General features: G+C 59.6%; 22 protein-coding genes, 4 tRNA genes and 3 pseudogenes. 19 read left to right on the top strand and 10 right to left on the bottom strand.

Going from position 1 to position 23,472, the window contains the following annotated elements; all coding sequences use genetic code 11:
• The first annotated feature begins 29 nt into the window (after window positions 1-29).
• From NL116_RS22930 to NL116_RS22890, 9 genes and pseudogenes are all read left to right on the top strand, one after another.
• Entirely contained in the window at window positions 30-374 is a 345-nt protein-coding gene (locus NL116_RS22930; RefSeq protein WP_494374159.1) for a DUF4389 domain-containing protein, read from the top strand.
• Window positions 371-823, top strand: a complete 453-nt coding sequence (gene sixA / locus NL116_RS22925; protein WP_494374158.1) for a phosphohistidine phosphatase SixA — start codon at window positions 371-373, stop codon at window positions 821-823. The genes NL116_RS22930 and sixA overlap by 4 nt, the downstream gene beginning before the upstream one ends.
• Before the next feature lie 211 nt (window positions 824-1,034).
• Window positions 1,035-2,702, top strand: a complete 1,668-nt coding sequence (locus NL116_RS22920; RefSeq protein WP_494374157.1) for an AMP-binding protein — start codon at window positions 1,035-1,037, stop codon at window positions 2,700-2,702.
• A 32-nt stretch (window positions 2,703-2,734) separates the two neighbouring features.
• The gene (locus NL116_RS22915; protein ID WP_140667376.1) at window positions 2,735-3,178 is read left to right on the top strand and encodes a hotdog fold thioesterase; all 444 of its coding nucleotides are present in this window, start codon (window positions 2,735-2,737) and stop codon (window positions 3,176-3,178) included.
• 143 nt (window positions 3,179-3,321) lie between these two features.
• Complete coding sequence (locus tag NL116_RS22910) at window positions 3,322-4,128, top strand: alpha/beta fold hydrolase (RefSeq protein ID WP_494374156.1); 807 nt, start codon at window positions 3,322-3,324, stop codon at window positions 4,126-4,128.
• The gene (locus tag NL116_RS22905) at window positions 4,125-4,979 is read left to right on the top strand and encodes an alpha/beta hydrolase (RefSeq protein ID WP_494374155.1); all 855 of its coding nucleotides are present in this window, start codon (window positions 4,125-4,127) and stop codon (window positions 4,977-4,979) included. Before NL116_RS22910 ends, NL116_RS22905 begins: the two co-directional genes overlap by 4 nt.
• A gap of 50 nt (window positions 4,980-5,029) precedes the next feature.
• Window positions 5,030-5,155 (top strand): annotated as a pseudogene (locus NL116_RS22900) (thioredoxin domain-containing protein); the annotation flags it as partial.
• A gap of 32 nt (window positions 5,156-5,187) precedes the next feature.
• Entirely contained in the window at window positions 5,188-5,994 is an 807-nt protein-coding gene (locus NL116_RS22895) for a DUF4892 domain-containing protein (RefSeq protein WP_494374154.1), read from the top strand.
• 66 nt (window positions 5,995-6,060) lie between these two features.
• Window positions 6,061-7,116, top strand: coding sequence for an AI-2E family transporter (locus NL116_RS22890; protein ID WP_494374153.1), 1,056 nt, complete (start codon window positions 6,061-6,063; stop codon window positions 7,114-7,116).
• Between the two features lie 131 nt (window positions 7,117-7,247).
• On the opposite strand, the pseudogene NL116_RS22885 reads toward NL116_RS22890, so the two are convergent.
• From NL116_RS22885 to NL116_RS22875, 3 genes and pseudogenes are all read right to left on the bottom strand, one after another.
• Window positions 7,248-7,409 (bottom strand): annotated as a pseudogene (locus NL116_RS22885) (histidine kinase); the annotation flags it as partial.
• A 112-nt stretch (window positions 7,410-7,521) separates the two neighbouring features.
• A complete protein-coding gene (locus NL116_RS22880) occupies window positions 7,522-8,568 on the bottom strand; it encodes a sensor histidine kinase (RefSeq protein WP_494374152.1) in 1,047 nt (348 codons plus the stop codon).
• The gene (locus tag NL116_RS22875; RefSeq protein ID WP_494374151.1) at window positions 8,568-9,326 is read right to left on the bottom strand and encodes a response regulator; all 759 of its coding nucleotides are present in this window, start codon (window positions 9,324-9,326) and stop codon (window positions 8,568-8,570) included. Before NL116_RS22875 ends, NL116_RS22880 begins: the two co-directional genes overlap by 1 nt.
• Before the next feature lie 294 nt (window positions 9,327-9,620).
• On the opposite strand from NL116_RS22875, the gene pyrF reads away from it, so the two are divergent.
• Window positions 9,621-10,319: an orotidine-5'-phosphate decarboxylase gene (pyrF, locus tag NL116_RS22870; protein ID WP_494378117.1), complete on the top strand. Its 699-nt coding sequence runs from the start codon at window positions 9,621-9,623 to the stop codon at window positions 10,317-10,319.
• 131 nt (window positions 10,320-10,450) lie between these two features.
• On the opposite strand, the gene NL116_RS22865 is transcribed toward pyrF, so the two are convergent.
• Entirely contained in the window at window positions 10,451-11,455 is a 1,005-nt protein-coding gene (locus NL116_RS22865) for an NADP-dependent oxidoreductase (protein WP_494374150.1), read from the bottom strand.
• A gap of 227 nt (window positions 11,456-11,682) precedes the next feature.
• Here NL116_RS22865 and NL116_RS22860 point away from each other — a divergent pair, with 227 nt between their 5' ends.
• The 4 genes and pseudogenes from NL116_RS22860 (at window position 11,683) to NL116_RS22845 (ending at window position 16,081) form a co-directional block, all read left to right on the top strand.
• Window positions 11,683-12,444, top strand: a complete 762-nt coding sequence (locus NL116_RS22860; protein WP_494374149.1) for an SDR family oxidoreductase — start codon at window positions 11,683-11,685, stop codon at window positions 12,442-12,444.
• A gap of 184 nt (window positions 12,445-12,628) precedes the next feature.
• The gene (locus NL116_RS22855; RefSeq protein ID WP_494374148.1) at window positions 12,629-14,008 is read left to right on the top strand and encodes an aminotransferase-like domain-containing protein; all 1,380 of its coding nucleotides are present in this window, start codon (window positions 12,629-12,631) and stop codon (window positions 14,006-14,008) included.
• Between the two features lie 108 nt (window positions 14,009-14,116).
• A pseudogene (locus NL116_RS22850) lies at window positions 14,117-15,172 on the top strand (methyl-accepting chemotaxis protein); the annotation flags it as partial.
• 27 nt (window positions 15,173-15,199) lie between these two features.
• Window positions 15,200-16,081, top strand: coding sequence for a methyl-accepting chemotaxis protein (locus tag NL116_RS22845; protein ID WP_494378116.1), 882 nt, complete (start codon window positions 15,200-15,202; stop codon window positions 16,079-16,081).
• 64 nt (window positions 16,082-16,145) lie between these two features.
• Here NL116_RS22845 and NL116_RS22840 read toward each other — a convergent pair whose 3' ends face one another.
• Complete coding sequence (locus NL116_RS22840; protein ID WP_494374147.1) at window positions 16,146-16,916, bottom strand: hypothetical protein; 771 nt, start codon at window positions 16,914-16,916, stop codon at window positions 16,146-16,148.
• 378 nt (window positions 16,917-17,294) lie between these two features.
• On the opposite strand from NL116_RS22840, the gene NL116_RS22835 reads away from it, so the two are divergent.
• The 4 genes from NL116_RS22835 to NL116_RS22820 all read left to right on the top strand — a co-directional run bounded on the left by NL116_RS22835 (window position 17,295) and on the right by NL116_RS22820 (window position 17,708).
• A tRNA-Glu gene (locus tag NL116_RS22835) sits at window positions 17,295-17,370 on the top strand.
• A 2-nt stretch (window positions 17,371-17,372) separates the two neighbouring features.
• A tRNA-Gly gene (locus tag NL116_RS22830) sits at window positions 17,373-17,448 on the top strand.
• 105 nt (window positions 17,449-17,553) lie between these two features.
• Window positions 17,554-17,629: transfer RNA gene (locus tag NL116_RS22825), tRNA-Glu, on the top strand.
• A 3-nt stretch (window positions 17,630-17,632) separates the two neighbouring features.
• Window positions 17,633-17,708: transfer RNA gene (locus NL116_RS22820), tRNA-Gly, on the top strand.
• Window positions 17,709-17,833: 125 nt separating this feature from the next.
• Here NL116_RS22820 and NL116_RS22815 read toward each other — a convergent pair.
• From NL116_RS22815 to NL116_RS22800, 4 genes are all read right to left on the bottom strand, one after another.
• Window positions 17,834-19,573 (bottom strand): dipeptidase, encoded by a 1,740-nt coding sequence (locus NL116_RS22815; protein ID WP_494374146.1) that lies wholly within the window; start codon window positions 19,571-19,573, stop codon window positions 17,834-17,836.
• Window positions 19,574-19,770: 197 nt separating this feature from the next.
• The gene (locus tag NL116_RS22810; RefSeq protein ID WP_494374145.1) at window positions 19,771-20,409 is read right to left on the bottom strand and encodes a LysE family translocator; all 639 of its coding nucleotides are present in this window, start codon (window positions 20,407-20,409) and stop codon (window positions 19,771-19,773) included.
• Between the two features lies 1 nt (window position 20,410).
• Entirely contained in the window at window positions 20,411-21,181 is a 771-nt protein-coding gene (locus NL116_RS22805) for a 2OG-Fe(II) oxygenase (protein ID WP_494374144.1), read from the bottom strand.
• A gap of 92 nt (window positions 21,182-21,273) precedes the next feature.
• A complete protein-coding gene (locus tag NL116_RS22800) occupies window positions 21,274-21,900 on the bottom strand; it encodes an alanyl-tRNA editing protein (RefSeq protein ID WP_494374143.1) in 627 nt (208 codons plus the stop codon).
• A 90-nt stretch (window positions 21,901-21,990) separates the two neighbouring features.
• Here NL116_RS22800 and NL116_RS22795 point away from each other — a divergent pair, with 90 nt between their 5' ends.
• Window positions 21,991-22,989 (top strand): LysR family transcriptional regulator, encoded by a 999-nt coding sequence (locus tag NL116_RS22795; protein WP_494374142.1) that lies wholly within the window; start codon window positions 21,991-21,993, stop codon window positions 22,987-22,989.
• 58 nt (window positions 22,990-23,047) lie between these two features.
• Here NL116_RS22795 and NL116_RS22790 read toward each other — a convergent pair whose 3' ends face one another.
• Window positions 23,048-23,455, bottom strand: coding sequence for a PA2817 family protein (locus NL116_RS22790; protein WP_027924016.1), 408 nt, complete (start codon window positions 23,453-23,455; stop codon window positions 23,048-23,050).
• Window positions 23,456-23,472: the final 17 nt, after the last annotated feature.

The raw sequence follows: 23,472 nt of genomic DNA, 5'->3' as shown, positions 1-23,472 counted from the left end.
ACGCTTTGTAAAAAAGCAGGGAGCACGACATGAACGATCCGAAAGAAACCAAGTACGAGTCCATCCTGCTGCGGGTGCTGTGGATGATCGTTTTCGTGCTGGTCTGGCAAGTGGCACAGTTCATCCTTGGCACGGTCGTGCTGGTGCAACTGATCTATCGTTTGTTTTATGGCGCCCCGAGCGCCAGCCTGATGAACTTCGGCGACAGCCTGAGCCAGTTCCTGGCGCAGATCGGTCGTTTCGGCAGCTTCCACAGCGACCAGAAACCGTGGCCGTTCGCCGACTGGCCGACGCCGCGTACACCGGAAGGTGAAGCGCCACATGTCGTGGCCCCCGCGCCACATCCGGCCCGAGATGAGGAACCCAAGCTATGAAACTCTGGGTATTACGACATGGTGAAGCTGAACCGTATGGCTCGCGTCCCGATTCGGAACGAGCATTGACAGATCACGGTCGCAAGGAAGTGCTGCTCAGCGCGGCCAAGTTGATGGGGCAGCCCGTCAGTGCGATCTACGCCAGCCCCTATTTGCGGGCGCAGCAAACTGCGCAACTGGTGCGCGAAGCGCTGGGGTTCGAGCCAGACATTCGCACCGTTGAATGGCTGACACCCGATAACCATCCGCAAGCGGTGGCGGAGCAGTTGGTGGCGGTGGATTACGCGTTATTGGTCAGTCACAACCCGTTGGTGGGCAATTTGCTGGGTTACCTGCAGCACGGACATGTGAAAGAGCCTGAAACGGTGAAAACAGCCGGCCTGGCTGAACTCGAAGGTGACTTGCCACTGGCCGGGGCGATGAAGCTCAACGGCATCAAACACCCCTGATCATTTTGCTGGAACAGAGACGCTGTGGGAGCGAGCCTGCTCGCGATGGCGGTGCGTCATTGACATTGCTGTCGACTGACACTGCGCTATCGCAAGCAGGCTCACTCCTGCGATGGCTGCGGTGTTGCTGATTTCTGTAATGAAATAGTCAACCAAGCAACCGCTTGGTTGACTACGCTTGCTCCAGAATAAAAATTCAGGAGCGAGTCGCATGTCTGCTGCTTTTCGTTTGCCGCTGGATGTCTTCTACGAGCGTGAGGCCCGTCATCCACGCCAGCGTTTTCTGGTCCAGCCCACGGGCGGTGGGCAGGTCGAGACCCTGTCCTGGGCCGACGTCGGCCATCAGGCACGCTGCGCTGCGCATTGGCTGAGGGCTCGCGAACTGCCGCAAGGCAGCCACATCGCGCTGATCTCGAAAAACTGTGCCCACTGGATCATCGCCGACCTGGCGATCTGGATGGCCGGGCATGTCTCGGTGCCGTTGTACCCCAACCTCACCGCCGAATCGGTGGCCCAGGTACTCGGCCACTCCGAAGCGGCGCTGGCGTTCATCGGCAAGCTCGATGACTGGCCGAGCATGTCCCGTGGCGTCAGCCCTGACTTGCCAACGATCAGTCTGCCGTTGCACCCATCGGGCACATTCGATTTCAGCTGGGCCGACCTGCAACGCTGCTCGCCCATCCAGGATAACCCCGCGCCGGCAGCCGATCAGTTGGCCACCATCATTTACACCTCCGGCACCACCGGCCTGCCCAAAGGCGTGATGCACAGTTTCGGCAATCTGGGGTTTGCCACCACCCGCGGTACCCAGCTGTTTGGTCTCAACGAGTCGGACCGATTGCTGTCCTATTTGCCACTGTGCCACGTGGCCGAGCGGATGTTCGTCGAACTGGCGTCGATATACACCGGGCAGACAGTGTTTTTTGCCGAGAGCCTCGACACCTTCCTGACGGATTTAAAGCGCGCCCGGCCGACTGCCTTGTTCGGCGTGCCGCGCATCTGGACCAAATTCCAGATGGGCGTATACAGCAAGATCCCGGCAAAACGCCTGGATTTTCTGCTGGGGCTGCCCTTCATTGGCAAGCGAGTAGGGCATAAAGTCCTCGTCGGGCTGGGGCTGGATGCACTGCGCGTCGCCCTGTCCGGCGCTGCGCCCGTGCCACAAACCTTGCTGCTGTGGTACCGCAAACTGGGGCTGGACGTGCTGGAGGTCTACGGCATGACCGAGAGCTGTGGCTATTCGCATATTTGCCGGCTCGGCGAGAACAAGCCCGGCTGGATCGGCAAGCCATGCCCTGAGGTGGAAGTACGGATCGATGAATCGGGGGAGGTCATGGTGCGCAGCGGGGCGACCATGCTCGGCTATTTCAAGGAACCACAGAAAACCGCTGAAACCATCACCGAGGACGGCTTCCTGCGCACCGGCGACAAAGGTGAGGAAGACGCCGAAGGCAACCTGCGCCTCACCGGACGCCTGAAAGAAATCTTCAAGACCAGCAAAGGCAAATATGTCGCGCCGGCACCGATTGAAAATCGCCTGGCGGTGCATTCGCGGATTGAACAAGTGTGCGTGGTCGGTGACGGTTTGAGTGCGCCGCTGGGACTGTGTGTGCTGTCGGCGGTCGGGCAGCAGGACGCGAGCGGCACGGCGAGGGCCGGGTTGCATTCAAGCCTGGAAAAACTCCTGGATGAGGTCAATGGCGTCCTCGACAAGCATGAGCGTTTGCGGCGTCTGGTGGTGGTCAAGGACAGTTGGGCCGTGGAAAACGGCTTCCTGACGCCGACCCTGAAGATCAAGCGCAACGTGATCGAAGCGGCTTACGGCGACCGCTTCGAAGAATGGAGCGAGCGCAGCGAGGCGGTGCTGTGGCAGGATTGAGCCATGAACAAAACCAATAAAGGAAAGCAGCGATGAGTCTGTGGCGTACCACTCCCAACATCGAGCAATTGAACGCGATCCAGAAAAACACCATCGGCGAAGTGCTGGATATTCGCTTCGAAGCCTTTGACGAAGGCTCTCTGACTGCCAGCATGGTCATTGACCACCGCACTCACCAGCCTTACGGCCTGCTGCATGGCGGCGCGTCGGTGGTGCTGGCCGAATCGGTCGGCTCGATGGCCAGCTACCTGTGCATCGACGCCAGCAAGTTTTACTGCGTGGGCCTGGAAATCAACGCCAACCATTTGCGCGGCCTGCGTAGCGGGCGGGTGACGGCCGTGGCCACGCCAATCCACATTGGCCGCACGACACACGTCTGGGACATCCGCTTGACCAGCGATGAAGGCAAGGCCAGTTGCGTGTCGCGCCTGACCATGGCGGTCGTGCCGCTGGGCGAGAACCCGCCAGCACGCTGAACGAAGGGTGCCACAGGGCTCTGCATCGCCGTTTCGGGCATTGCCCTGACCGGACTGTCATCATTCCTGTCACTTACAGTCATTGCTGTCAGTCGTCGTCTTACGGACAATCAACGCCTGTTCTCGCTCATGGACTTGCCGGTATGTCGCAACAGATATTTTTCGCCCACGCCAATGGCTTTCCCTCCGGAACCTACGGCAAGTTGTTCGCGGCGCTGGCGCCCGAGTATCAGGTGACGCATCTGGAGCAGCACGCGCATGACCCGCGTTTTCCCGCGGACGACAACTGGTACAACCTGGTGGACGAACTGATCCACCACCTCAAGCAGCAAGCGGAACCAGTGTGGGGCGTCGGCCATTCCTTTGGCGGTGTGCTGCACTTGCACGCGGCGCTGCGTTGCCCGGAGTTGTATCGCGGCGTGGTGATGCTCGATTCACCGGTCCTTACCCGCACCGATCAATGGGTCATCCGTGCCGCCAAGCGTTTCGGCTTCATCGACCGCTTGACTCCGGCTGGCCGTACCCTGGGACGTCGGGAAGAGTTCGCCGACCTCGAAAGTGCCCGTAGCTATTTCTCGGGCAAAACCTTGTTCCGCAGTTTTGACCCGGAGTGCTTTGACGCCTACCTGCAGCACGGTTTGCACAAGGTCGGTGACACGCTGCGCCTGCGCTTCGATCCGGCCACGGAAATCAGCATCTACCGTGGCGTGCCCCACACCAGTCCCGGTCGTACGCGTCAGCTGCAAGTGCCGCTGGCGGTGGTGCGCGGGCACAAGAGCCGCGTGGTGATGCGTCACCACGCCAGCGCTGTCGGGCGCATGCCGCTGGGTGAATCCCTGACGTTGCCCGGTGGCCATATGTTTCCTCTCGAACGTCCACACGACACCGCCACGTTGCTGAAAACGCTCTTCAGCCGATGGGACGGTCGCAGCCAAAAGGATTGCGCATGAGCAATGCCGTCGAAGAAGTCCGTCTGAGCCTGCCGCACATCGAGCTGGCGGCGCACTTGTTCGGTCCTGAAGACGGCTTGCCGGTGATTGCACTGCATGGCTGGCTGGACAATGCCAACAGCTTTGCCCGGCTGGCGCCCAAGCTCAAGGGCCTGCGTATCATCGCCCTGGACATGGCCGGTCACGGTCATTCCGGGCATCGGCCGCCCGGTGCCGGTTACGCGATGTGGGATTACGCCCATGACGTGTTGCAAGTCGCCGAACAACTGGGCCTCAAGCGGTTTGCGCTGATGGGGCACTCCATGGGGGCAATCGCCTCGCTGATCATTGCCGGGTCGATGCCGGAGCGCGTCACGCATCTGGCGTTGATTGACGGGATCATTCCTCCTACAGACAAAGGCGAGAATGCGGCCGAGCGCATGGGCATGGCCCTGCAAGCGCAGCTGGATTTGCGCGAGAAGCAAAAACCGGTCTACAGCACACTGGACCGCGCCATCGAAGCGCGCATGAAGGGCTTGGTGGCAGTCAGTCGCGAAGCGGCCGAGCTGCTGGCCCAGCGCGGCCTGATGCCAGTGCCCGGCGGTTACACCTGGCGCACCGACAACCGCCTGACGCTGCCTTCGCCGCTGCGTCTGACCACCGAACAGGCCATGGCGTTTGTCCAGCGAGTCAGTTGTCCGGCCAAACTGGTGGTCGCGGCCGACGGCATGCTCGCCAAGCATTCCGAGTTGCTGGAACGTCTACCCTTTAGCCGTGAACAGCTGCCAGGGGGGCATCATTTGCACCTGAACGACGAACCCGGCGCCGACCTTGTCGCAGACTGTTTCAATCGGTTCTTCGCCGTTCCTTGACTTGCGCCGGGCAACTGTCGAGGCTGGGCGGGTTGAAATGGGAGACAACCATGATAGATCGCTATACCGCTGCGACCCCGAACGGCCACAAGGTCTCTATCGTGCTCGAGAAACCCGGCTTGCCCTGCACGGCGCATGTCCCGGGTTTCGACAAAAAGGAACAGAAAATTCAAGGGGCCCAGGCCATGCTGATCCGATGAGCCTGTCCATGCGTTCACTCAGTCTGCTGGCGCTGTGTTGTTTCAGTCCTTTATCGTTTGCCGCTGATGTCCCGGGCAGTCAGGACTTGCCGATCCTGCCGCGCATGGAAGATGCGCAGATCGTCGATTATCGTCCTGCCGTCGAGCTTGAACGGATCTACCCCCTGGGTTCGATCCGCAAAATCAGCGGCCAGTTGCGTTTTGACGGTCAGGTCACGGCACGTGGGCAAACCAGGTCGGTCACCTACGAATTACCGCCGGAACACTCCTCCACCGAAGCCTTCACCGCCGCACGGGAGGCCTTGCAAAAACAGGGGGCCGAGTTGCTGTTCTGGTGCCAGGCACGCGATTGCGGCGAAAGCAGCCTGTGGGCCAACGAAGTCTTCGGCAATGCCAAGCTCTATGGTGCTGATGATCAGCAGGCGTATTTGCTGCTGAGACTGGCGGCGCCGCAGGACAATTCGCTGGTGGCGCTTTACAGCATCACTCGCGGTAATCGAAAAGCGTACCTGCATGTCGAGCAATTCGACGCGGCGGCGCCGTTGGGCGACGTGTTGCCGACGTCGGCCACGCTGTTGCGTCAGCTTAAAAGCACCGGTGAACTCGATTTCCCAAAACTGAACGCTGATCCCGACGACACGTGGCTGCGTCTGATTTCACGCGGGCTGAACCTGGACACTACCTTGCGCGTCAGCGTTTCCAGCGCCAAGGCTGAGGCCTGGCGTCAGGGATTGATTGCGCAGGGCGTGCGTGCGGCGCGACTGGAAGCTGGGACCGTCGAAGGCCCTGGCCTGCACATCGAGCTGTTGCGATAAGCTGCACAGGTGAATGCGCATCGCGCGTTCGCCTACCCTTTGTTGACTGATTTTTTGAGACTTTACATGCCCAATAATGATCGGCTGTTGGTGCAGATTCTGCTCCTGGTGCTGTTTGGCGCGAGCTTCTGGGTGATGGCACCGTTCTGGTCGGCGCTGTTCTGGGGCGCGGTCCTGGCGTTTGCCAGTTGGCCGCTGATGCGTTTGTTGACCCGTTGGCTCAATGGCCGTGAGTCGCTGGCGGCAGCGCTGCTGACCCTCGGCTGGATGTTACTGGTGGCCGTGCCGCTGGTATGGCTGGGGTTCAACCTGGCCGACCATGTGCGTGACGCCACGGTATTTATCAAAGATGTACAGGTCGAAGGCCTGCCGCAGGCGCCTGACTGGCTAGGCAGTGTTCCCTTTGTGGGCGCACGGCTGGTGGTGGTCTGGAACAGCATCGATGAACAGGGCGCGGCGATGATGGTCGCGCTCAAGCCTTATCTGGGGCAGGTCGGTAACTGGCTGCTGGCACGCAGTGCGCAGATCGGCGGCGGGATTCTCGAGCTGACGCTCAGCATCGTATTTGTGTTCTTTTTCTACCGCGACGGCCCGCGTCTGGCGATCTTTGTTCATGGTTTGCTGCAGCGCCTGATCGGTGAGCGTGCCGGGTATTACATTGATCTGGTGGCGGGAACGGTGCAGCGGGTAGTGAACGGCGTGATCGGTACGGCAGCGGCGCAGGCCGTGCTGGCACTGATAGGGTTCCTGATCGCCGGGGTGCCGGGAGCCTTGGTGCTGGGCATCGTGACTTTCTTGCTCAGCCTGATTCCGATGGGGCCGCCGCTGGTGTGGATTCCGGCCACGGCGTGGCTGGCCTGGAAAGGCGAGTACGGGATGGCGGTGTTCCTGGGGATCTGGGGCATGTTCATCATCAGCGGCGTCGACAACGTGCTCAAGCCGTACCTGATCAGCCGGGGCGGGAATCTGCCGTTGGTGATTGTGCTGCTGGGGGTGTTCGGCGGATTGATTGCGTTTGGTTTTATCGGGCTGTTTATCGGGCCGACGTTGCTGGCGGTGGCGTACAGCCTGTTGACTGACTGGAGCAAGAGTCAGGCGCGGGTAGAGGATCGCCGGCCTTAGATGTTTGCATTCAGGCTTAAGGCCCCATCGCGAGCGGGGTCACTCCTACACTGGGTCTATGTGGTTCACAAATCCCCTGTAAGAGGGAGCCGGCTCCGGGCGGCGTTCCGGCGATGCTGTTGATTTTCAGGTTGCGACAAGGCACTTTTCAGCTCGTCCTGATCTACCGCGCCGTCGCCGTTAGTGTCGAGTTTGGCGAGTAGTCCTTTCTGGAACTGTTGGCTGCGGGCGGTGTTAGTTGTGCTACTGGTCGTGCTGGTATAGCGCGTGTAGTTGCTGGCGCTACCGATCAGTGCGCTCACTCCCTGGAATGGAAAACCGGTGGAGACACCGGCCTGTGCAGCCTCAGAGGGCAAGGTGTCGTGGGTATGTGAAGTTTGTACCGGCCAGTACGCACGCACAGGCTCAGGTTCGGGGCAGGCGAATAATCGCGGTCAAACCACCCTCGGGGGTTTCTTCCAGGCTCAATTGCCCGCCCAGCCGTTGCGCGGCCTCGCGGGCGATGGTCATGCCCAGGCCGACACCGCCGGAGTTGCGGTTGCGCGAACCCTCCAGCCGAAAGAACGGCTCAAATACAGCCTCACGTTTATCCGCCGCAATGCCCGGCCCATGGTCAATTATCCGAATTGCCAGGGTTTCGCGGCTGTTCTCGAGGGTGATCAATGCGTGTCCCGCGTAGCGTAGCGCGTTATCCAACAGATTATTGATACACGAACGCAACGCCATCGGCTGGACGTGGAGCGGGGCGCAGTGACCGCTGGCCTGCACATCGGCACCCTGGTCCTGGGCGTTTTCACACAACGACTCCACCAACGCTTGCACGTCCATCCATTGCCGGGATTCGCTGGTGCGGTGTTCGTGCAGATACGTCAGGGTGGCGTCGAGCATGCTGATCATGTCGTCCAGATCCTGACGCATCTGACCTTGCAGCTTCTCGTCGTCGATCTGCTCCAGGCGCAATTTGAGCCGCGACAACGGCGTGCGCAGGTCATGGGACACCGCGCCGAGCATCCGCGAGCGCTGCTGCACCTGTTCGATGATGCGTTTCTGCATCAGGTTGAAGGTGTAGGCTGCCAGCCGCGCTTCCCGTGGGCCCGACTCCTCCAGCGGCGTGCTGTCGAGGTTTTCGCTCAAGCGCTCGGCGGCATCGCTCAGGCGCTGGATCGGCCGGCTCAGCAGTTTGGCGCCGTACCAGGCCGCAATGACCAGCGAAATCAATTGAAAGGTCAGCGGCACCAACGGCCCGCCAAACCATGGCCGAGGTGGCCGGTTTTCAAAGCGTGGGTCCATCGGTGGGCGCTTCCCGTCTACCCCTTGGGAAAACTCCGGCGGTGGTGGAGGGGGCGGGCCGTAATGGTGAAACCAGGCAAATGCCAACAGGTGCGCCAGGAAAATCGCCAGCAACAGCACGCCGAACAGGCGGCCGAACAGCGTATCGAAGCGCGCACGCATCAGCCGATGTCTCTGGCGTCGAACAGATAACCTTCCCCGCGAACGGTCTTGATCAACTGTGGGGCCCTGGGGTCGTCACCGAGTTTCTGGCGCAGGCGCGAGACCAGCAGGTCGATGCTGCGGTCAAAGGCTTCAATCGAACGGCCACGAGCAGCGTCCAGCAATTGCTCGCGGCTGAGCACCCGGCGCGGACGTTCGATAAACACCCAGAGCAGTCGGAATTCGGCGTTCGACAACGGCACCACGAGGCCGTCGGCGGCAATCAACTGGCGCAGCACGCTGTTCAGGCGCCAGTTGTCGAAGCGAATGTTCGCCCGCTGTTCGGTGCGATCATCACGCACCCGACGCAGAATGGTTTGAATCCTCGCCACCAGCTCACGAGGTTCGAACGGTTTGGCCATGTAGTCGTCAGCGCCCAGTTCCAGACCGATGATGCGGTCGGTGGGTTCGCAACGGGCGGTGAGCATCAGGATTGGAATGTCCGATTCGGCACGCAACCAGCGGCACAATGACAAGCCGTCTTCGCCCGGCAGCATCAGGTCCAGCACCACCACGTCGAAATGCTCGGCTTGCAGCGCCAGGCGCATCGCCGCGCCGTCGGTGACACCGCTGGCGTGGATGTTGAACCGGGCGAGGTAGTCGATCATCAGTTCGCGGATCGGGACGTCATCGTCGACGATCAGGGCGCGAATGCTCCAGCGTTTGTCATCGCCGGACGCTTTTTGATCGTCGTTCAAAGGGGCTTGGGTGTTGTGCATGCGTGCGTTCATCTGCCAGGGGAGGCTGCCAACCACAAAGATGGGCTGCGAGGTTGTGGCTTCAGCATAGGCGTCCGGCCCGGAGGCGGGAAGTGCTGTAAGGACGTGTTGCGGCTGCCGACGGTAGCGATGAAGGATGTTGTGAGCGTGTCATGTGTGTATCGGCCTCGACACAATTGACCAAAGGACTAGTCTTGCTTGAGCGCCGATGATGAATTACCGATCATCGGGTCCCGCAGCGCCGCTGGTTCCGCTACAATGCGCGCCGATTTCGTCCTGCCTGAGAGCCCGCACATGTCCGTCTGCCAGACTCCTATCATCGTCGCCCTGGATTTCCCCACCCGTGACGCCGCACTGAAGCTGGCCGACCAGTTGGACCCGAAGCTGTGCCGGGTAAAAGTCGGCAAGGAACTGTTCACCAGCTGCGCGTCGGAAATCGTCGGCACCCTGCGTGACAAGGGTTTCGAAGTGTTCCTGGACCTGAAATTCCACGACATCCCGAACACCACCGCCATGGCCGTCAAGGCTGCGGCGGAAATGGGCGTGTGGATGGTCAACGTTCACTGCTCCGGCGGCCTGCGCATGATGGCTGCCTGCCGTGAAGTGCTGGACCAGCGTTCCGGGCCCAAGCCACTGCTGATCGGCGTGACCGTGCTGACCAGCATGGAACGCGAAGATCTGGCTGGTATCGGTCTGGATATCGAGCCTCAGGAGCAAGTGCTGCGTCTGGCCGCACTGGCGGAAAAAGCCGGGATGGACGGTCTGGTGTGCTCGGCGATGGAAGCCCAGGCCTTGAAGTCGGCTCACCCGTCGTTGCAACTGGTGACCCCGGGCATTCGTCCGGCGGGCAGTGCACAAGACGATCAACGCCGCATCCTGACCCCGCGTCAGGCACTGGACGCCGGTTCCGATTATCTGGTGATTGGCCGTCCGATCAGCCAGGCGGCTGATCCGGCCAAGGCGCTGGCCGCAGTAGTCGCCGAACTTTCCTAAACACCGCAAACCCTGTGGGAGCGAGCTTGCTCGCGATGTGGGAGTGTCAGTCGACATCTTGGTTGTCTGATACGCCGCAATCGCGAGCAAGCTCGCTCCCACATTGGTTTTGGGGTTACTGAAGCTTTGGGTTAAACCTTCAACACCAGCTTCCCGAAATTCTCACCGCTGAACAATTTCATCAGCGTCTCCGGGAATGTCTCCAGTCCATCGACAATGTCTTCCTTGCTCTTGAGCTGCCCCTTGGCCATCCAGCCGGCCATTTCCTGCCCGGCGGCGGCGAACTGGGCGGCGTAGTCCATCACGACAAAACCTTCCATGCGTGCGCGGTTGACCAGCAGCGACAGGTAATTGGCCGGGCCCTTGACCGCTTCCTTGTTGTTGTACTGGCTGATCGCGCCGCAAATCACCACGCGCGCCTTCATGTTCAGACGGCTCAGCACGGCGTCGAGAATGTCGCCGCCGACGTTATCGAAATACACGTCGACCCCTTTTGGGCATTCGCGTTTAAGACCAGCGATGACGTCTTCGTTCTTGTAGTCGATCGCACCGTCAAAACCCAATTCGTCGATCAGGAACTGACACTTGTCCGCGCCGCCGGCAATCCCGACCACGCGGCAGCCTTTGATCTTGGCAATCTGCCCGGCAATGCTGCCTACCGCACCGGCAGCGCCCGACAGCACCACGGTGTCACCGGCCTTCGGCGCGCCCACATCGAGCAGGGCGAAATAGGCCGTCATGCCGGTCATGCCCAGGGCGGACAAGTAGCGCGGCAAAGGCGCCAGCTTCGGATCAATCTTGTAGAAACCGCGCGGTTCGCCGAGGAAATAATCCTGAACGCCAAGCGCGCCGTTGACGTAGTCCCCGACCGCAAACCCCGGGTTGTTCGACGCAACGACTTTGCCTACGCCCAGGGCGCGCATTACTTCGCCCAAGCCGACCGGTGGAATGTAGGACTTGCCCTCGTTCATCCAGCCGCGCATGGCAGGGTCCAGGGACAGGTATTCGTTTTTCACCAGAATCTGACCTGCCGCCGGCTCGCCGACCGGTACTTCCTGATAGGTAAAGGTCTCGCGGGTTGCCGCGCCCACCGGACGTTTGGCGAGCAGGAACTGGCGATTGGTCTGGGTAGTCATGACAGGCACTCAAGATGAATGAAGCCTTGTTGATAGCCTTTCAGGCTCAATGCCGCAAGTTTGGCTGATGCGGCGAATGCACATCGATCCAGTGCAGTGATAGTTGGCATGGCTGTTCTATCACTGCCACGCATGAACACCCAACCGGGCACCTGATAGTGCTGCCGTGGGGCGGCGCTCTGTGACTAGACTGAGCGTTCGTAATCCCCGCACTTGAGGACATAACAATGAGCATGACGTTTTCCGGCCAGGTCGCCGTGGTGACCGGCGCTGCCAACGGTATTGGCCGTGCGACGGCCCAGGCATTCGCGGCCGAAGGGTTGAAAGTGGTGGTGGCCGACATGGACACCGCCGGCGGCGAAGGCACGGTGGCGCTGATTCGTACGGCCGGCGGCGAAGCGACCTTCGTGCGTTGCAACGTCACGCTGGAAAGCGATGTAAAAAATCTGATGGACGAAGTAATCAACACCTACGGGCGTCTCGACTATGCCTTCAACAACGCCGGCATCGAGATCGAGAAAGGCAAACTCGCCGACGGCACGCTGGATGAGTTCGACGCAATCATGGGGGTCAACGTCAAAGGCGTCTGGCTGTGCATGAAGTATCAATTGCCTTTGTTATTGGCCCAGGGCGGCGGTGCAATCGTCAACACCGCTTCGGTAGCGGGTCTGGGGGCTGCACCGAAGATGAGCATTTATGCAGCGTCCAAACATGCGGTGATCGGCCTGACCAAGTCGGCGGCCGTCGAATATGCCAAGAAAAAGATTCGCGTGAATGCGGTCTGCCCGGCGGTGATCGACACCGACATGTTCCGCCGTGCCTATGAAGCAGACCCGAAGAAGGGCGAGTTCGCCAACGCCATGCACCCGGTGGGTCGCATCGGCAAGGTGGAGGAGATCGCCAGCGCGGTGTTGTATTTGTGCAGCGACGGTGCAGCGTTCACCACCGGTCATTCGCTGGCGGTGGATGGTGGTGTGACGGCGTTTTGAAGTCGGTCGACGCGGCGTAGGAAAAAGCCCGCACCTTCGCGTGCTTTTTTACCGTTCCGTGGCGGGACTGATCAATGTGTTTCAAAGGGTTAGAACCGAGGGTTTTGGCGGCGTTGTCGCACATCCCCTCCAGCGCTCCTGTGATTAACTGTTTCCCGCGAAACGGACAGGAGTTTGCTTGCTCATGGAATTGAGAATCGATCGACAGGCATTGGTGCCAGTCGTGCAGCAAATCGTCGACGGGTTGGCCGACTGGCTCCGTCAGGACGGGGTGCTGCCGGGGACGCGTTTGCCTTCAGCGCGGCAAATTGCACGGGTCAATCTGCTCAGTCAATCCAGCGTCGTCGAAGCCTGTGAACGTCTGGTCGCACAAGGCATGCTGGCGCCGCGTCAGGGCGCCGGTTTCATGGTTGCCCAACTTGCTCAGGGACAGGGTTGTCCCTGGTTCGAAGGGGCGGACTTAACGCAGGAGTGCATGACGGGCAATCTGCAATTGGGCTGTGGCAGCCTGCCCGAAAGCTGGCGTGAAACCGACGATTTGAGCTACGCCATTCGCCAGGTGAGCCGCACCGACATGGCTGCATTGTTCAGCTACAGCACACCACTGGGTTTGCCAGCCTTGCGAGAGCAGATCCTCAAGCGTCTCCAGCCACTCGACATCACAGTGGATGAACGACGGATTCTGACCACCACCGGGGCGACCCAGGCGCTGGATCTGATCGTGCGTACGTTGCTCAAACCGGGGGATTGCGTGGTGGTGGAAAGTCCGGGGTATTCGCTGTTGTTCGATCTGCTCAGGCTGAACGGCGTGACGATGATCGAGGTGCCGCGTACCCCCCGCGGGCCTGATACCCAGGCGCTTAAAGCGTTATTACTGACGTACCGGCCCCGTGCGCTGTTTATCAATAGCTTCTACCACAATCCGACCGGCAGCAGCCTGGCACCCGCCGTGGCGCAGCAGGTGCTGCAACTCACCAGAGATCATGGTGTGCTGATCATCGAAGATGACGTCTTTGCCGATTTGCACCGCGGCCCCGGCACTCGCCTTGCAGCGCTGGGGATCGACGACAACGTCATCTACGTCGGAAGCTACTCTAAAACCCTCAGCAGTTCATTGCGCGTCGGTTTTGTTGTCGCCAGCGTCGCGGTGGTTTCGCGACTGGCCGAGGTCAAGATGACCAGCAGCATGGGCGCCTCAAGGTTCTGCGAGTCGGTGCTGGCTTGCCTCTTGGCCAGTGGCGCGTATCGCAAATTGGTCCAGCGTCAGCGCCAGCGATTAAACACCGACAGAGAGGCCGCCTTGCAAATACTCGAAGATGCCGATTGGGAAGTTTTCGGCAAACCCGTGGGCGGGCTTTTCATCTGGGCGCGATCCCGAATGTCCGACTACGCTCAAGTGCGCACGCAAGCCCGACGCTTCGGTGTGTTGTTGTCTTCTGCCACGGCATTCAATCCTCGCGGTGAGGCCTCGGACTGGCAGCGCATCAACGTGGCTTGCGCCTGTGATCCACGCGCCCGGGCATTTTTTCAGGCCACCACTCTGAATCGACCTCAACCGTTCTGAAAACGACGCGGGCGTAGCTTTTTGCCATTATTCCGACGCCAGAGACTTGTGCTGGCACAGGCCCGTTGCGAATCTGCGTCAACAGACTATGTCAGGGGACTAAGCGCAATGATTTCGGCCGTGCAAGGACGTTTTGCCAACCTCGGTATGGCAAAAAAAATGGGTGTCGGGTTTGTCCTGGTGCTGCTGCTGACCGCACTGGTGGCAGCCATCGGCGTATGGTCCCTGCAAACCATCAGTCATCGCTTCGACGGGCTCAAGCAGATGTCGTTGCTCAACAGCGGCTTGCTCAAGGTGCGTCTGCTTGAGCAGGAGTACGCCTTGCACGGCAACCCGAAAACCGCTGACGCCCTGCACGAGGGCGTTGATGGCCTGATCGCTCTGGCGACTCAGCTCAAGGCGGCCTCGGCGGCGAACGTGCCGGTGATGAATGACGTCGAGCAGTCGCTGGGTGCCTATCGCAAGGCGTTCGATGAGTTTGTCTCGCTGAGTCAGGCCAAGGACCTGGCGTTGGAAATGGCCAGTTGGTCGGTGTCCAGCGTGGCCAACAACCTTGATGTGCTGCAGGCCGGCCTGGCCGATGACGGCGCCTACACCATGAAGCAATCCGAGGGTAAGGACGGTGGGCAATTCCTCGAGCAGGCCAGCCAGGTCAGTCAGGTCTCGCGGTTGATGTTGCAGGCCATGAACGAGGCGCGCGTGCGTCTGGACCAGAGCCGCAAAGGTGACGACAGCGCAGGCCAGGGCAAGATCGAACAGGCGGAACAGGCGTTGACCCAGGCCGAACAGTTGAAAACCACAGTCAAGGATGAGGGCTATCAGACGGTTCTGAATGAAGTGAGCGGCCATATCGGCAGTTTCAGCGAAAAACTGACGGAGTACACCGGTCTGTTGGCTCAGGAGAGAACCGTCTACGAACAGCTGCATCAGCGCGCCGCGCAAGTGGTCGAACGGGTGGATCAGGCCTATGTCGCCGAAGACCAGTCGATGCAGGCTGAGTTGAAAAAGAACTCGTTGCTGATCATCGGCTCCTCAGCCCTGGCGTTGCTGGTCGGGCTGGTGGCAGCGTGGGTGATTACCCGGTTGATCGTGGCACCGCTGCGAAGTGTGATCCTGGTTGCCCAGCAGATTGCCGCGGGTGATTTGAGTGCGACGGTTGAAGTGACGCGCCGTGACGAGATCGGTCAGTTGATGCAGGCGATGCAACAGATGGGCGCCGGTCTCAGCAATATCGTCAGTGGCTTGCAGGCCGGTATCGAGCAATTGGCCAGTTCAGCGCATTCTCTGTCGGCGGTGACCGAGCAGACCAACCTGGAAGTCAGCAGCCAGAAAGAAGAAACCGAACAGGTCGCCACGGCGATGAACCAGATGACCGCGACAGTGCACGACGTGGCGCGTAACGCCGAGGAAGCCGCCCAGGCCGCACAGACGGCGGACGGCAAGGTTGAAAGCGGTCAGCAAGTGGTGCGCCAGAGCATGGCACGCATCGAGCAACTGGCGGATTCGGCGACTTCGGCCAGTTCCAGCATCGAAAGCCTGAGCGCAGAGATCCAGAACATCGGCACAGTGCTCAGCGTGATCAAAAGTGTTGCCGAGCAGACCAACCTGTTGGCGCTCAACGCGGCGATCGAAGCCGCGCGGGCAGGCGAGCAGGGCAGGGGCTTTGCCGTGGTAGCCGATGAAGTCCGGGCGCTGGCCAAGCGTACCCAGCAATCGACCGAGGAAATCGAACGACTGGTCAGTGCCTTGCGCTCGGCCGCTCAGTCGTCGGTACAGCAGATTCAGAACAGCGGCGAACTGGTGAAACTGGCGGTCAGCGATGCGTTGCAGACCGAGAGTGCACTGGGGAGTATTGCGGCGGCGGTGTCGTTGATTCAGCAGATGAACCAGCAGATTGCCGCGGCAGCCGAACAACAGAGTTCGGTGGCCGAGGAAATCAATCGCAGCGTCACGAGCATTCGCGCGAGTGCGGATCAGTCGTCGCTGGCGATGCAGGGCAACGCAGCGTCCAGCATTGAGCTGGCACAGCTCGGGCTTGAGCTGAAAGGGATGGTGGGGCACTTCCGGCTCTGAAGAGCCCACCCGACTCAACCCAAAAAAAAGCCACCTTCGCAGGTGGCTTTTCTATTCTCGCAAATCAGTCGTAGATCACTCTCTTTTTCCAGTCTGCATCAGCGTCGACTTGTTTAAGGCCCACGTTCAACTGGTTTGCCTCGCTCTCCACCGCAGCGATGTTGTCCATCACCATGGCGTTGGCGCGCGCCAGAAGCTTCTCCAGGTACTCCAATTGCTCGGCGTAGACTTGCGGATCCTGTTGTTTGCGCAGGTACTGAACGCCGCGTTCGAACGCCAGACGCGCCTGGCCCGGCTGGTTCTGCTGCAAGCAATGCTGGCCAAGGTTGTTGAAGAATTCGATGTGCAGCAGCACCAGGATATGGCGGACTTCGCGGATCCAGCGCTTGGCTTCGTTGGTCGGGAGGAAACCGTCCTGGGCAGCACGGGTGATCTGGCCATGCAGGGCTTCCAGCAGGAAACGTACGTCCTTGGCCTTGGCTTCGGTCTGGATCGGTGCCGGCGGGTTGTTGACCGGGATCGATTCGCCCTGGGCGGCAAGGGCCTCCAGTTCGATGATCCGCGCCCTGAGGTTGGCGCTGGTCTTTTCCAGGTTGAGCAGGCGCTGGCAGACGTTGAGCTCCAGGCGGGTCAACAGCAGCTTGAGCGCCGGTGTCATCAACTGGCCGGGAAAGGTCTCGGTAATCTCGCCGCAGCGACGCAAGCGGTCGTTGAGCTCAACCTTGGTGCGGGCCTTTTCCAGCTTGTTGTTTTCCACCACATGGTTCATGTAGCCAATGGCGATCAATAGTGCGATCCCGGCTACAACTAGCAGGGTGATCATGAGTGGTGTCACCGGTAAGACCTCTTTATAGGGTTTGCGTTCGAGTGTAGTGGCTTGCCATTGGGGCGCATAGACCGCTCGACGACTTGAATCAGCGATGGCCATAAATGTATCGGCCGTTGTTCTGCTTATATAAATGGTGGCGAAGATGATCCAGATTGCCATCATCTTGTTGGCGTGGACTATAACGTCTTGAAGGAGGCCGGAATATAGGCGTTGGGCGCCAGTCCGCGGAAAAGCCCGAAACGCGTCTGAAAGCAGGGCGAAGTCATTGATTTAAATAAATTTATATCTGGGGGTTGACGACCCCTCAATCCATCCATAGAATGCGCGCCACTTACAGCGTAAAGCACACAGCGAAATGCGGTAGGAAGTGAATGTTGTACGTGTGTCCCCTTCGTCTAGTGGCCTAGGACACCGCCCTTTCACGGCGGTAACAGGGGTTCGAGTCCCCTAGGGGACGCCAATGCGGGAATAGCTCAGTTGGTAGAGCACGACCTTGCCAAGGTCGGGGTCGCGAGTTCGAGTCTCGTTTCCCGCTCCATTTTTAAGCAGCGTTGCTTTCGGGCGACGTTGAGTGAAACCAGAACCGACATCTTCGGATGCGGATTTGGGCACTGAAATACACACCATGTGTTTCAGTTAGCGTGTCCCCTTCGTCTAGTGGCCTAGGACACCGCCCTTTCACGGCGGTAACAGGGGTTCGAGTCCCCTAGGGGACGCCATTTGCGGGAATAGCTCAGTTGGTAGAGCACGACCTTGCCAAGGTCGGGGTCGCGAGTTCGAGTCTCGTTTCCCGCTCCATATTTAACAAAAACGCCGCTCAGTAATGAGCGGCGTTTTTGTTTGTGCGTTTTTTATGGCGCAACAAAAAAGGACCTTTGGTCCTTTTTTGTTTGGGCCCGCTGCATGGCGGATCCTGCAAGCGATCAGAGCTTCGGCAACTGCCCGATCCGCCCCATCATTTCGGTCACGATCTGCAGGTCCAGCAGGAACTGGTCGACCGTCTTGAACTCGTTATCCGTGTGGCCGGTGTACTTCACTTCAGGTCGCGCCAGACCGAATTGCACGCCATTAGGCAGTTCATGCACCGACGTCGCGCCGGCAGAGGTGCCGTACTTGTGTTCCATGCCCAGGTTTTCGCTGGCCACGGCCAGCAAAGCCTTGACCCACTCACCCTCAGGATTGCGGTACATCGGCTCGGCGATCGAGTAGTCAAAGGTTGCCGCTACCTGGGTCTTCTTGCTCCAGGCACCAATCTTTTCTGCAATGTCGGCCTTGAGCGCTTCCGGGGACTTGCCCTTCGGCACGCGCAGGTTGACCGCCAGTTTGAAGGTTTTGTCATCCATTCCGACAAAGGTCGGGGATGTGGTCAACGGCCCCATGAAGTCATCTGCAAAACCGATACCCAATTTCCCGCCCAGGTAATCCAGCCCCCAGTTGTCGGCGGCGTAGCGGGCGGCGTCGGTGATGTGGTTGTGCTTGAGCGCGACTTTTCCGTCGAGGCTGTTGATAAAGTCCAGCATCCTGGCGACCGGGTTGACGCCAGACTCGGGCTCGGAGGAGTGTGCGGAAACGCCAGTCACGGTGAGCTTGACGTCTTTGTCGACGACCTTGGCGCTCACCTCGAAATTGCCGCCATTGCGCTTGGCATACTCACTACCGGCCTTTTGCAGGCTGGCGGCCAGTTCGGCAGGCTTGTCAGTCACTAATGTGGCGACCGAAGCTGACGGAATCTGGTTGGTGGCCAGGCCGCCGGTCATCGAGGTGATTTCTGCGCCCTGGCCTTCGCCGCTACGCCGGGCAAAGTTGGCCATCACGGTGCCGTAGCCTTTTTCGGCGATAACCACCGGGTAGCCGCCGTCCAGCGCCAGGTTGTAGTTGGGCGTCGGGTTGTGTTCGAAGTAGTAGGGGATGGCGTCGCCGGTGGTTTCTTCGGTGGTGTCGATCAACAGCTTGAAGTTCCTCGCCAGCGGCAGCTTATCTTCCTTGATCACCTTCATGGCGTACAAGGCCACGACGATACCGTTCTTGTCGTCCTCGGTGCCGCGGCCATACATGCGGTCGCCGATCAGCGTGACCTTGAACGGATCCAGTCGGGTGCCGTCTTTCAAGACCCAGTTCTCCGGCGTCACCGGCACCACGTCGGCGTGCGCATGAATGCCCACCACTTCATCGCCGCTGCCCTCGAGTGAGATTTCATAAACGCGGTTGTCGATGTTGCGAAAGTTCAGGTTGAAGGACTGGGCAAGGCTTTTGATCTTGTCGGCAATCTTGATGAATTCAGGGTTGTCGTGCTGAGCAACGCCTTCCACCTGGAAGGTCGGGATCGCTACCAGTTCACGCAAGGTCTCGGTGGCCGCCGCGCCGTATTTCGCCCGTGCATAGAGGCCAAGCAGCCGATGGATCTCGTTCTGCTGTTCGGGGCTAAGCGTCTTGTTGTCCTGGAAAGCACTGATGGCCGGGCCGAGGTCGGCGGTTTTGGCCAGGTTGCTTTTGGCCACACCTGCCAGGAACTGCCTGAAATCCGTGGCTGAGGCGTCGCTGAAATTCTTGAGAATGGTCGCGCTCTGTTGCGGGGTGATATTGGTTTGCGCGACGACGGAGAACGACGAAAGACTGGCCAGAATCAGAGTCGATGCGGCCAGGTGCTTGAGTGAAAAGTCCATTGCTAGGGGCATTCCTTTGCAGGCGGTTTGTGGGAAGTGTCTGATCGATTGGTCATAAACATTTCCAACCTAACACCACGAAGTCGCGAAAGGGGAGCCCCTGACGCGGGATCTGTCGCACAGAAACGCAAAAGCGACGCAGATATGAAAAAGGCCCGCGAGTCAGACTCGTCGGGCCTTTTGCGCGGGTGCGGGTTTTACATCGACAGAATCAGGCGCCCGGCAAACAGGATCAGAATGACCCCCATCGTCCGTTCAAACCAATGCCCCATGCGCATAAACAGCACGCGCACCCGAGCGCTGGAAAAGAACAGTGCGACGATCACAAACCACAACGCATTCACAAAACACATCCAGACCCCATACAGCGCCTGGATGTTCAGCGGTGTCGTGGTGCTGATGAGGGTGGTGAAAATCGCCAGGAAAAACAGCGTCGCCTTTGGGTTGGTCGCGTTGGTCAGAAACCCGGTAGTGAAAGCCTTCAACAGCGATTGTTCGACGATGGGCTCGTCCGCAACGTTATCGCCTTCAAGCGTCGACTTGGGTTTGCTGCGCAGCAGGCTGACCCCGAGGTAAAAAATGTAGGCACCGCCCACGACCTTGGCCACGGTCAACAGCCACGGCGTGGCATGCATCAGTGCGCCGACCCCGAGCAGGGTGTAAAGCACGTGCACGGAAATCCCCGCGCCGATGCCCAGCGCCGTGCAGATGCCCACCAACCGGCCGAAACGCACGCTCTGGCGGATGGTCACGGCAAAGTCCGGCCCGGGTGCGACCACGGCCAGAAAGTGAAGGGTTGCCAGCGCCAGAAACTCGCCCAGGTAATTCGAAAGCATCTCAACTCCAAAAGGTAAGAGGTGAAGCGTTGCCGCGGTAGCCGACAAAGAACGAAAGGCTCAATCGCGGATCTGCCACGCCCGGTGTCACCGAGTGCATGCAGCGCGAATTGAACATGATGAAATCGCCAGGCTCGGGACGTATCTCCAAGGTCGGAGGGCCGAGCAGGGCCGGGTCGATGCCGTAGCTGTCGCCGCGCATCTCGTCGAACTGGTCCGGTGAAATGTCGTCGTCCCACATCTGCAGCGCGCCGCCCTCGCTCGGCATGTTCAGGTAAACGTTGCAGGCGAACTGCGCTTCCAGGCTTCTGGCCTGGTAACTGTCCGGGGCGTCCTTGGCAAAAATGTCGTGGTGGGCAAGGAAGCACACCCCCGGTTTCACCACCCGGGACAGGCCGACATACATCTTGCGACCGTAGAGGTTTTCCAGGTGCGCGCCTGCCGGCCAGGATTCGTCGAGCATGCAGCGCAGGGTGTCGACTGGGGACGAGTAGGGCGCGCATCGATTGCGCAACTCCGCGATGTTGCGGGTGGCGCGCTCGAAGTAGTCCTCGATCAGCAGCGGCTGGTTTTCCGCTTCATAAAACGCCATGCCGATGCGGCCGATGCTCGGCGCATTGATATAGCCTTCGAAACCGGGGCCGAGGATTTTGTCGCCAATCTGAATCGCCAACGGCTGGGGCAACAGGCCTTTGACGCGGATGGCGAGGACTTCTTCATTTGCCAGTTTTTTTATGCACGTCTCATCGAGACGCTCGACGTCAAGCATCATGTCTTAGGTCCATCTATCAGATAGTCAACAGAACCCGCGAGCGCAGGCTCCCCCGGCGTCAGGCGACGACGGTGCCGCCATCGCCCAAATGCTCAATCCACGGTGTAGTGGACTGACAGCGTTCCCTTCTTCAATGCAAGGGAGGCGATCGTGACCGTGCCCAATTCCTTCAGGCTACGTACATGGGTGCCGCCGCAGCCGTAGGCGGGCAGTGCACCGAAGCCAATTTCCCGGGCGCCTTCGCGCAGTGACGTCAGGCGCGGAAAATCCTCGGCAATCCACCGTTCGATGCCGAGTTGCAGGTTTTGGGCATCGACGTCCTGTGCGCTTTCCAGCGCTTTGAATTGCACCCGACCTTCACCCGGCCAGTGATGGGCCTTGATCGGCATCCAGCCTTTGGCCTGGACGAAGTGGCCGATCAGATGCCCGGCCGAATGCATGCGCGTATTGAACTGACGCCGCTCACCGTCCACGCGAATCTGGATCATGCCCGGTTTTACCGGTTGGTCGACGAAATGAATGATCCGCTCAGGATCCTGAATGACCCGCAGTACCTGACTGTCGCCAATCGAGCCTGTGTCAAAAGGCTGTCCGCCACCTTGTGGGTGGAAAAGCGTGGCGCGCAGCACCACCGCAAATTCGTTTTCGTGGGGCGTGCAATTCAGGACTTCCACGTTGGCTTTGAGGTCATCACTATGGAAAAAGAGGCGAAGCGTCATATTCCATGCCCTTATTAAAGTTTCTGTTTTTATTATATGAAGCGTGGAATTGCGTGATAATCCGTTCAAACATCAAAGGACTGTTGCGCTGTGAGCATAAATCTTCCGCTGCCACTGCTTGGTGAGATGGCGATTTTCGTCAAGGTTGTCGAGACCGGCAGCTTTTCCGAAGCGGCCCGCCAGCTGGGTTCTTCACCGTCGGCGGTCAGTCGCAGCATTTCGCGTCTGGAGAAAGCGCTGGCCACGCGTTTGTTGCAACGAACCACGCGCAAATTGCGCTTGAGCGACGGTGGCGAAGAAGTGTTCAAGCGTTGCCAGGAAATGGTCAGCGCAGCTAAGTCGGTGATGGAAATCAGTGGGCAGTTCACCGACGAACCGGAGGGGCTGGTGCGTATCAGCGTTCCGAAAGCAGTGGGCCGGATCGTGATTCACCCGCATATGCCGGCGTTTTTGCGCCGTTATCCCAAAGTGGACGTGGAACTGTTGCTTGAGGACCGTCAGGTCGATTTGATCGACGACAACGTCGACCTGGCGATTCGCATCACCGACCGGCCGCCTGCAGGGCTGGTGGGACGACAGTTGCTCACCATCGACCATTTGCTCTGCGCGACACCGCAGTACCTGGCCGAACATGGCACGCCGACTCACCCTCATGACTTGCTCAATCACAGTTGCATTTACTTGGGTGAAACCCCGAGCGATGCGCGCTGGAAATTCAAGAAGGGCAGCAAATCGGTGACTGTCGGTGTGCGCGGGCGTTATGCCGCAAATCATACTGGCGTACGTTTTGGCGCGGTGTTGCAGCATATCGGCATAGGCAGCTTGCCCTATTTCACTGCGCGTCATGCCTTGGAGAAAGGGCTGATGGTGCAGGTACTTCCGGACTGGACGTTTCTGGCGTCCTACCACGGAGGTGCCTGGTTGCTGCATTCGCCAACCCGGTATATGCCTCCCAAACTACGAGTGTTGATTGATTATCTGGTGGCGTGTCTGGAGAAGGAGCCGACGTTGGGTCATCCGCTTAAGTCGGAGGGGCCAGTTTGGTCCTCATCGGAGTATGAACTGCCAGAGAGCGACGGCTTGTTCTGAACGTAAAAAAAGGCCCGCATGTTCAACCATGCGGGCCTTTTGTACATCTGATCGGAAATCAGTGCTTGCTGTCGTCGTTCGACATCGCCAGCAACTGCTTTTCCTGGTTCCAGTCAAACGGTTCGTCGTTCTGTTCAGCTTCAAAGCGACGTTCTTCCAGCGCTTGATACAGATCGATTTCATCGTCGGGCATGTAGTGCAAGCAGTCGCCGGCGAAGTACCACAGCAGGTCGCGTGGGACCAGGTGGGCAATCTGCGGGTAGCGGGTGATCACCTGGCAGAGAATGTCCTGGCCCAGGTATTGGCTTTCGATCGGATCGACCGGCAGCAACGCACGCAATTCATCGAAGCGCTCCAGGAACAAGGCATGGCTTTCTTCGGGAACCTGTTCGGCCTCACCCACGGCGACCAGGATGCTGCGCAAGTGGTCAAGCAAGACAAGATGGTCGGCAACGACGTTGGACACGAGATAAGTCCTCAAGA

The sequence above is a fragment of the Pseudomonas sp. FBCC-B1667 genome, assembly GCF_059133255.1.
This window is presented reverse-complemented; position numbering and strand designations above follow the sequence as displayed.

Bases quoted from the DNA above. Each gene is read 5' to 3' on its own strand.
- NL116_RS22930 (WP_494374159.1), top strand. From the start codon at position 30: ATGAACGATCCGAAAGAAACCAAGTACGAGTCCATCCTGCTGCGGGTG.
- sixA (WP_494374158.1), top strand. From the start codon at position 371: ATGAAACTCTGGGTATTACGACATGGTGAAGCTGAACCGTATGGCTCG.
- NL116_RS22920 (WP_494374157.1), top strand. From the start codon at position 1,035: ATGTCTGCTGCTTTTCGTTTGCCGCTGGATGTCTTCTACGAGCGTGAG.
- NL116_RS22915 (WP_140667376.1), top strand. From the start codon at position 2,735: ATGAGTCTGTGGCGTACCACTCCCAACATCGAGCAATTGAACGCGATC.
- NL116_RS22910 (WP_494374156.1), top strand. From the start codon at position 3,322: ATGTCGCAACAGATATTTTTCGCCCACGCCAATGGCTTTCCCTCCGGA.
- NL116_RS22905 (WP_494374155.1), top strand. From the start codon at position 4,125: ATGAGCAATGCCGTCGAAGAAGTCCGTCTGAGCCTGCCGCACATCGAG.
- NL116_RS22895 (WP_494374154.1), top strand. From the start codon at position 5,188: ATGCGTTCACTCAGTCTGCTGGCGCTGTGTTGTTTCAGTCCTTTATCG.
- NL116_RS22890 (WP_494374153.1), top strand. From the start codon at position 6,061: ATGCCCAATAATGATCGGCTGTTGGTGCAGATTCTGCTCCTGGTGCTG.
- NL116_RS22880 (WP_494374152.1), bottom strand. From the start codon at position 8,568: ATGCGTGCGCGCTTCGATACGCTGTTCGGCCGCCTGTTCGGCGTGCTG.
- NL116_RS22875 (WP_494374151.1), bottom strand. From the start codon at position 9,326: ATGCACAACACCCAAGCCCCTTTGAACGACGATCAAAAAGCGTCCGGC.
- pyrF (WP_494378117.1), top strand. From the start codon at position 9,621: ATGTCCGTCTGCCAGACTCCTATCATCGTCGCCCTGGATTTCCCCACC.
- NL116_RS22865 (WP_494374150.1), bottom strand. From the start codon at position 11,455: ATGACTACCCAGACCAATCGCCAGTTCCTGCTCGCCAAACGTCCGGTG.
- NL116_RS22860 (WP_494374149.1), top strand. From the start codon at position 11,683: ATGAGCATGACGTTTTCCGGCCAGGTCGCCGTGGTGACCGGCGCTGCC.
- NL116_RS22855 (WP_494374148.1), top strand. From the start codon at position 12,629: ATGGAATTGAGAATCGATCGACAGGCATTGGTGCCAGTCGTGCAGCAA.
- NL116_RS22845 (WP_494378116.1), top strand. From the start codon at position 15,200: ATGCAGGCGATGCAACAGATGGGCGCCGGTCTCAGCAATATCGTCAGT.
- NL116_RS22815 (WP_494374146.1), bottom strand. From the start codon at position 19,573: ATGGACTTTTCACTCAAGCACCTGGCCGCATCGACTCTGATTCTGGCC.
- NL116_RS22810 (WP_494374145.1), bottom strand. From the start codon at position 20,409: ATGCTTTCGAATTACCTGGGCGAGTTTCTGGCGCTGGCAACCCTTCAC.
- NL116_RS22805 (WP_494374144.1), bottom strand. From the start codon at position 21,181: ATGATGCTTGACGTCGAGCGTCTCGATGAGACGTGCATAAAAAAACTG.
- NL116_RS22800 (WP_494374143.1), bottom strand. From the start codon at position 21,900: ATGACGCTTCGCCTCTTTTTCCATAGTGATGACCTCAAAGCCAACGTG.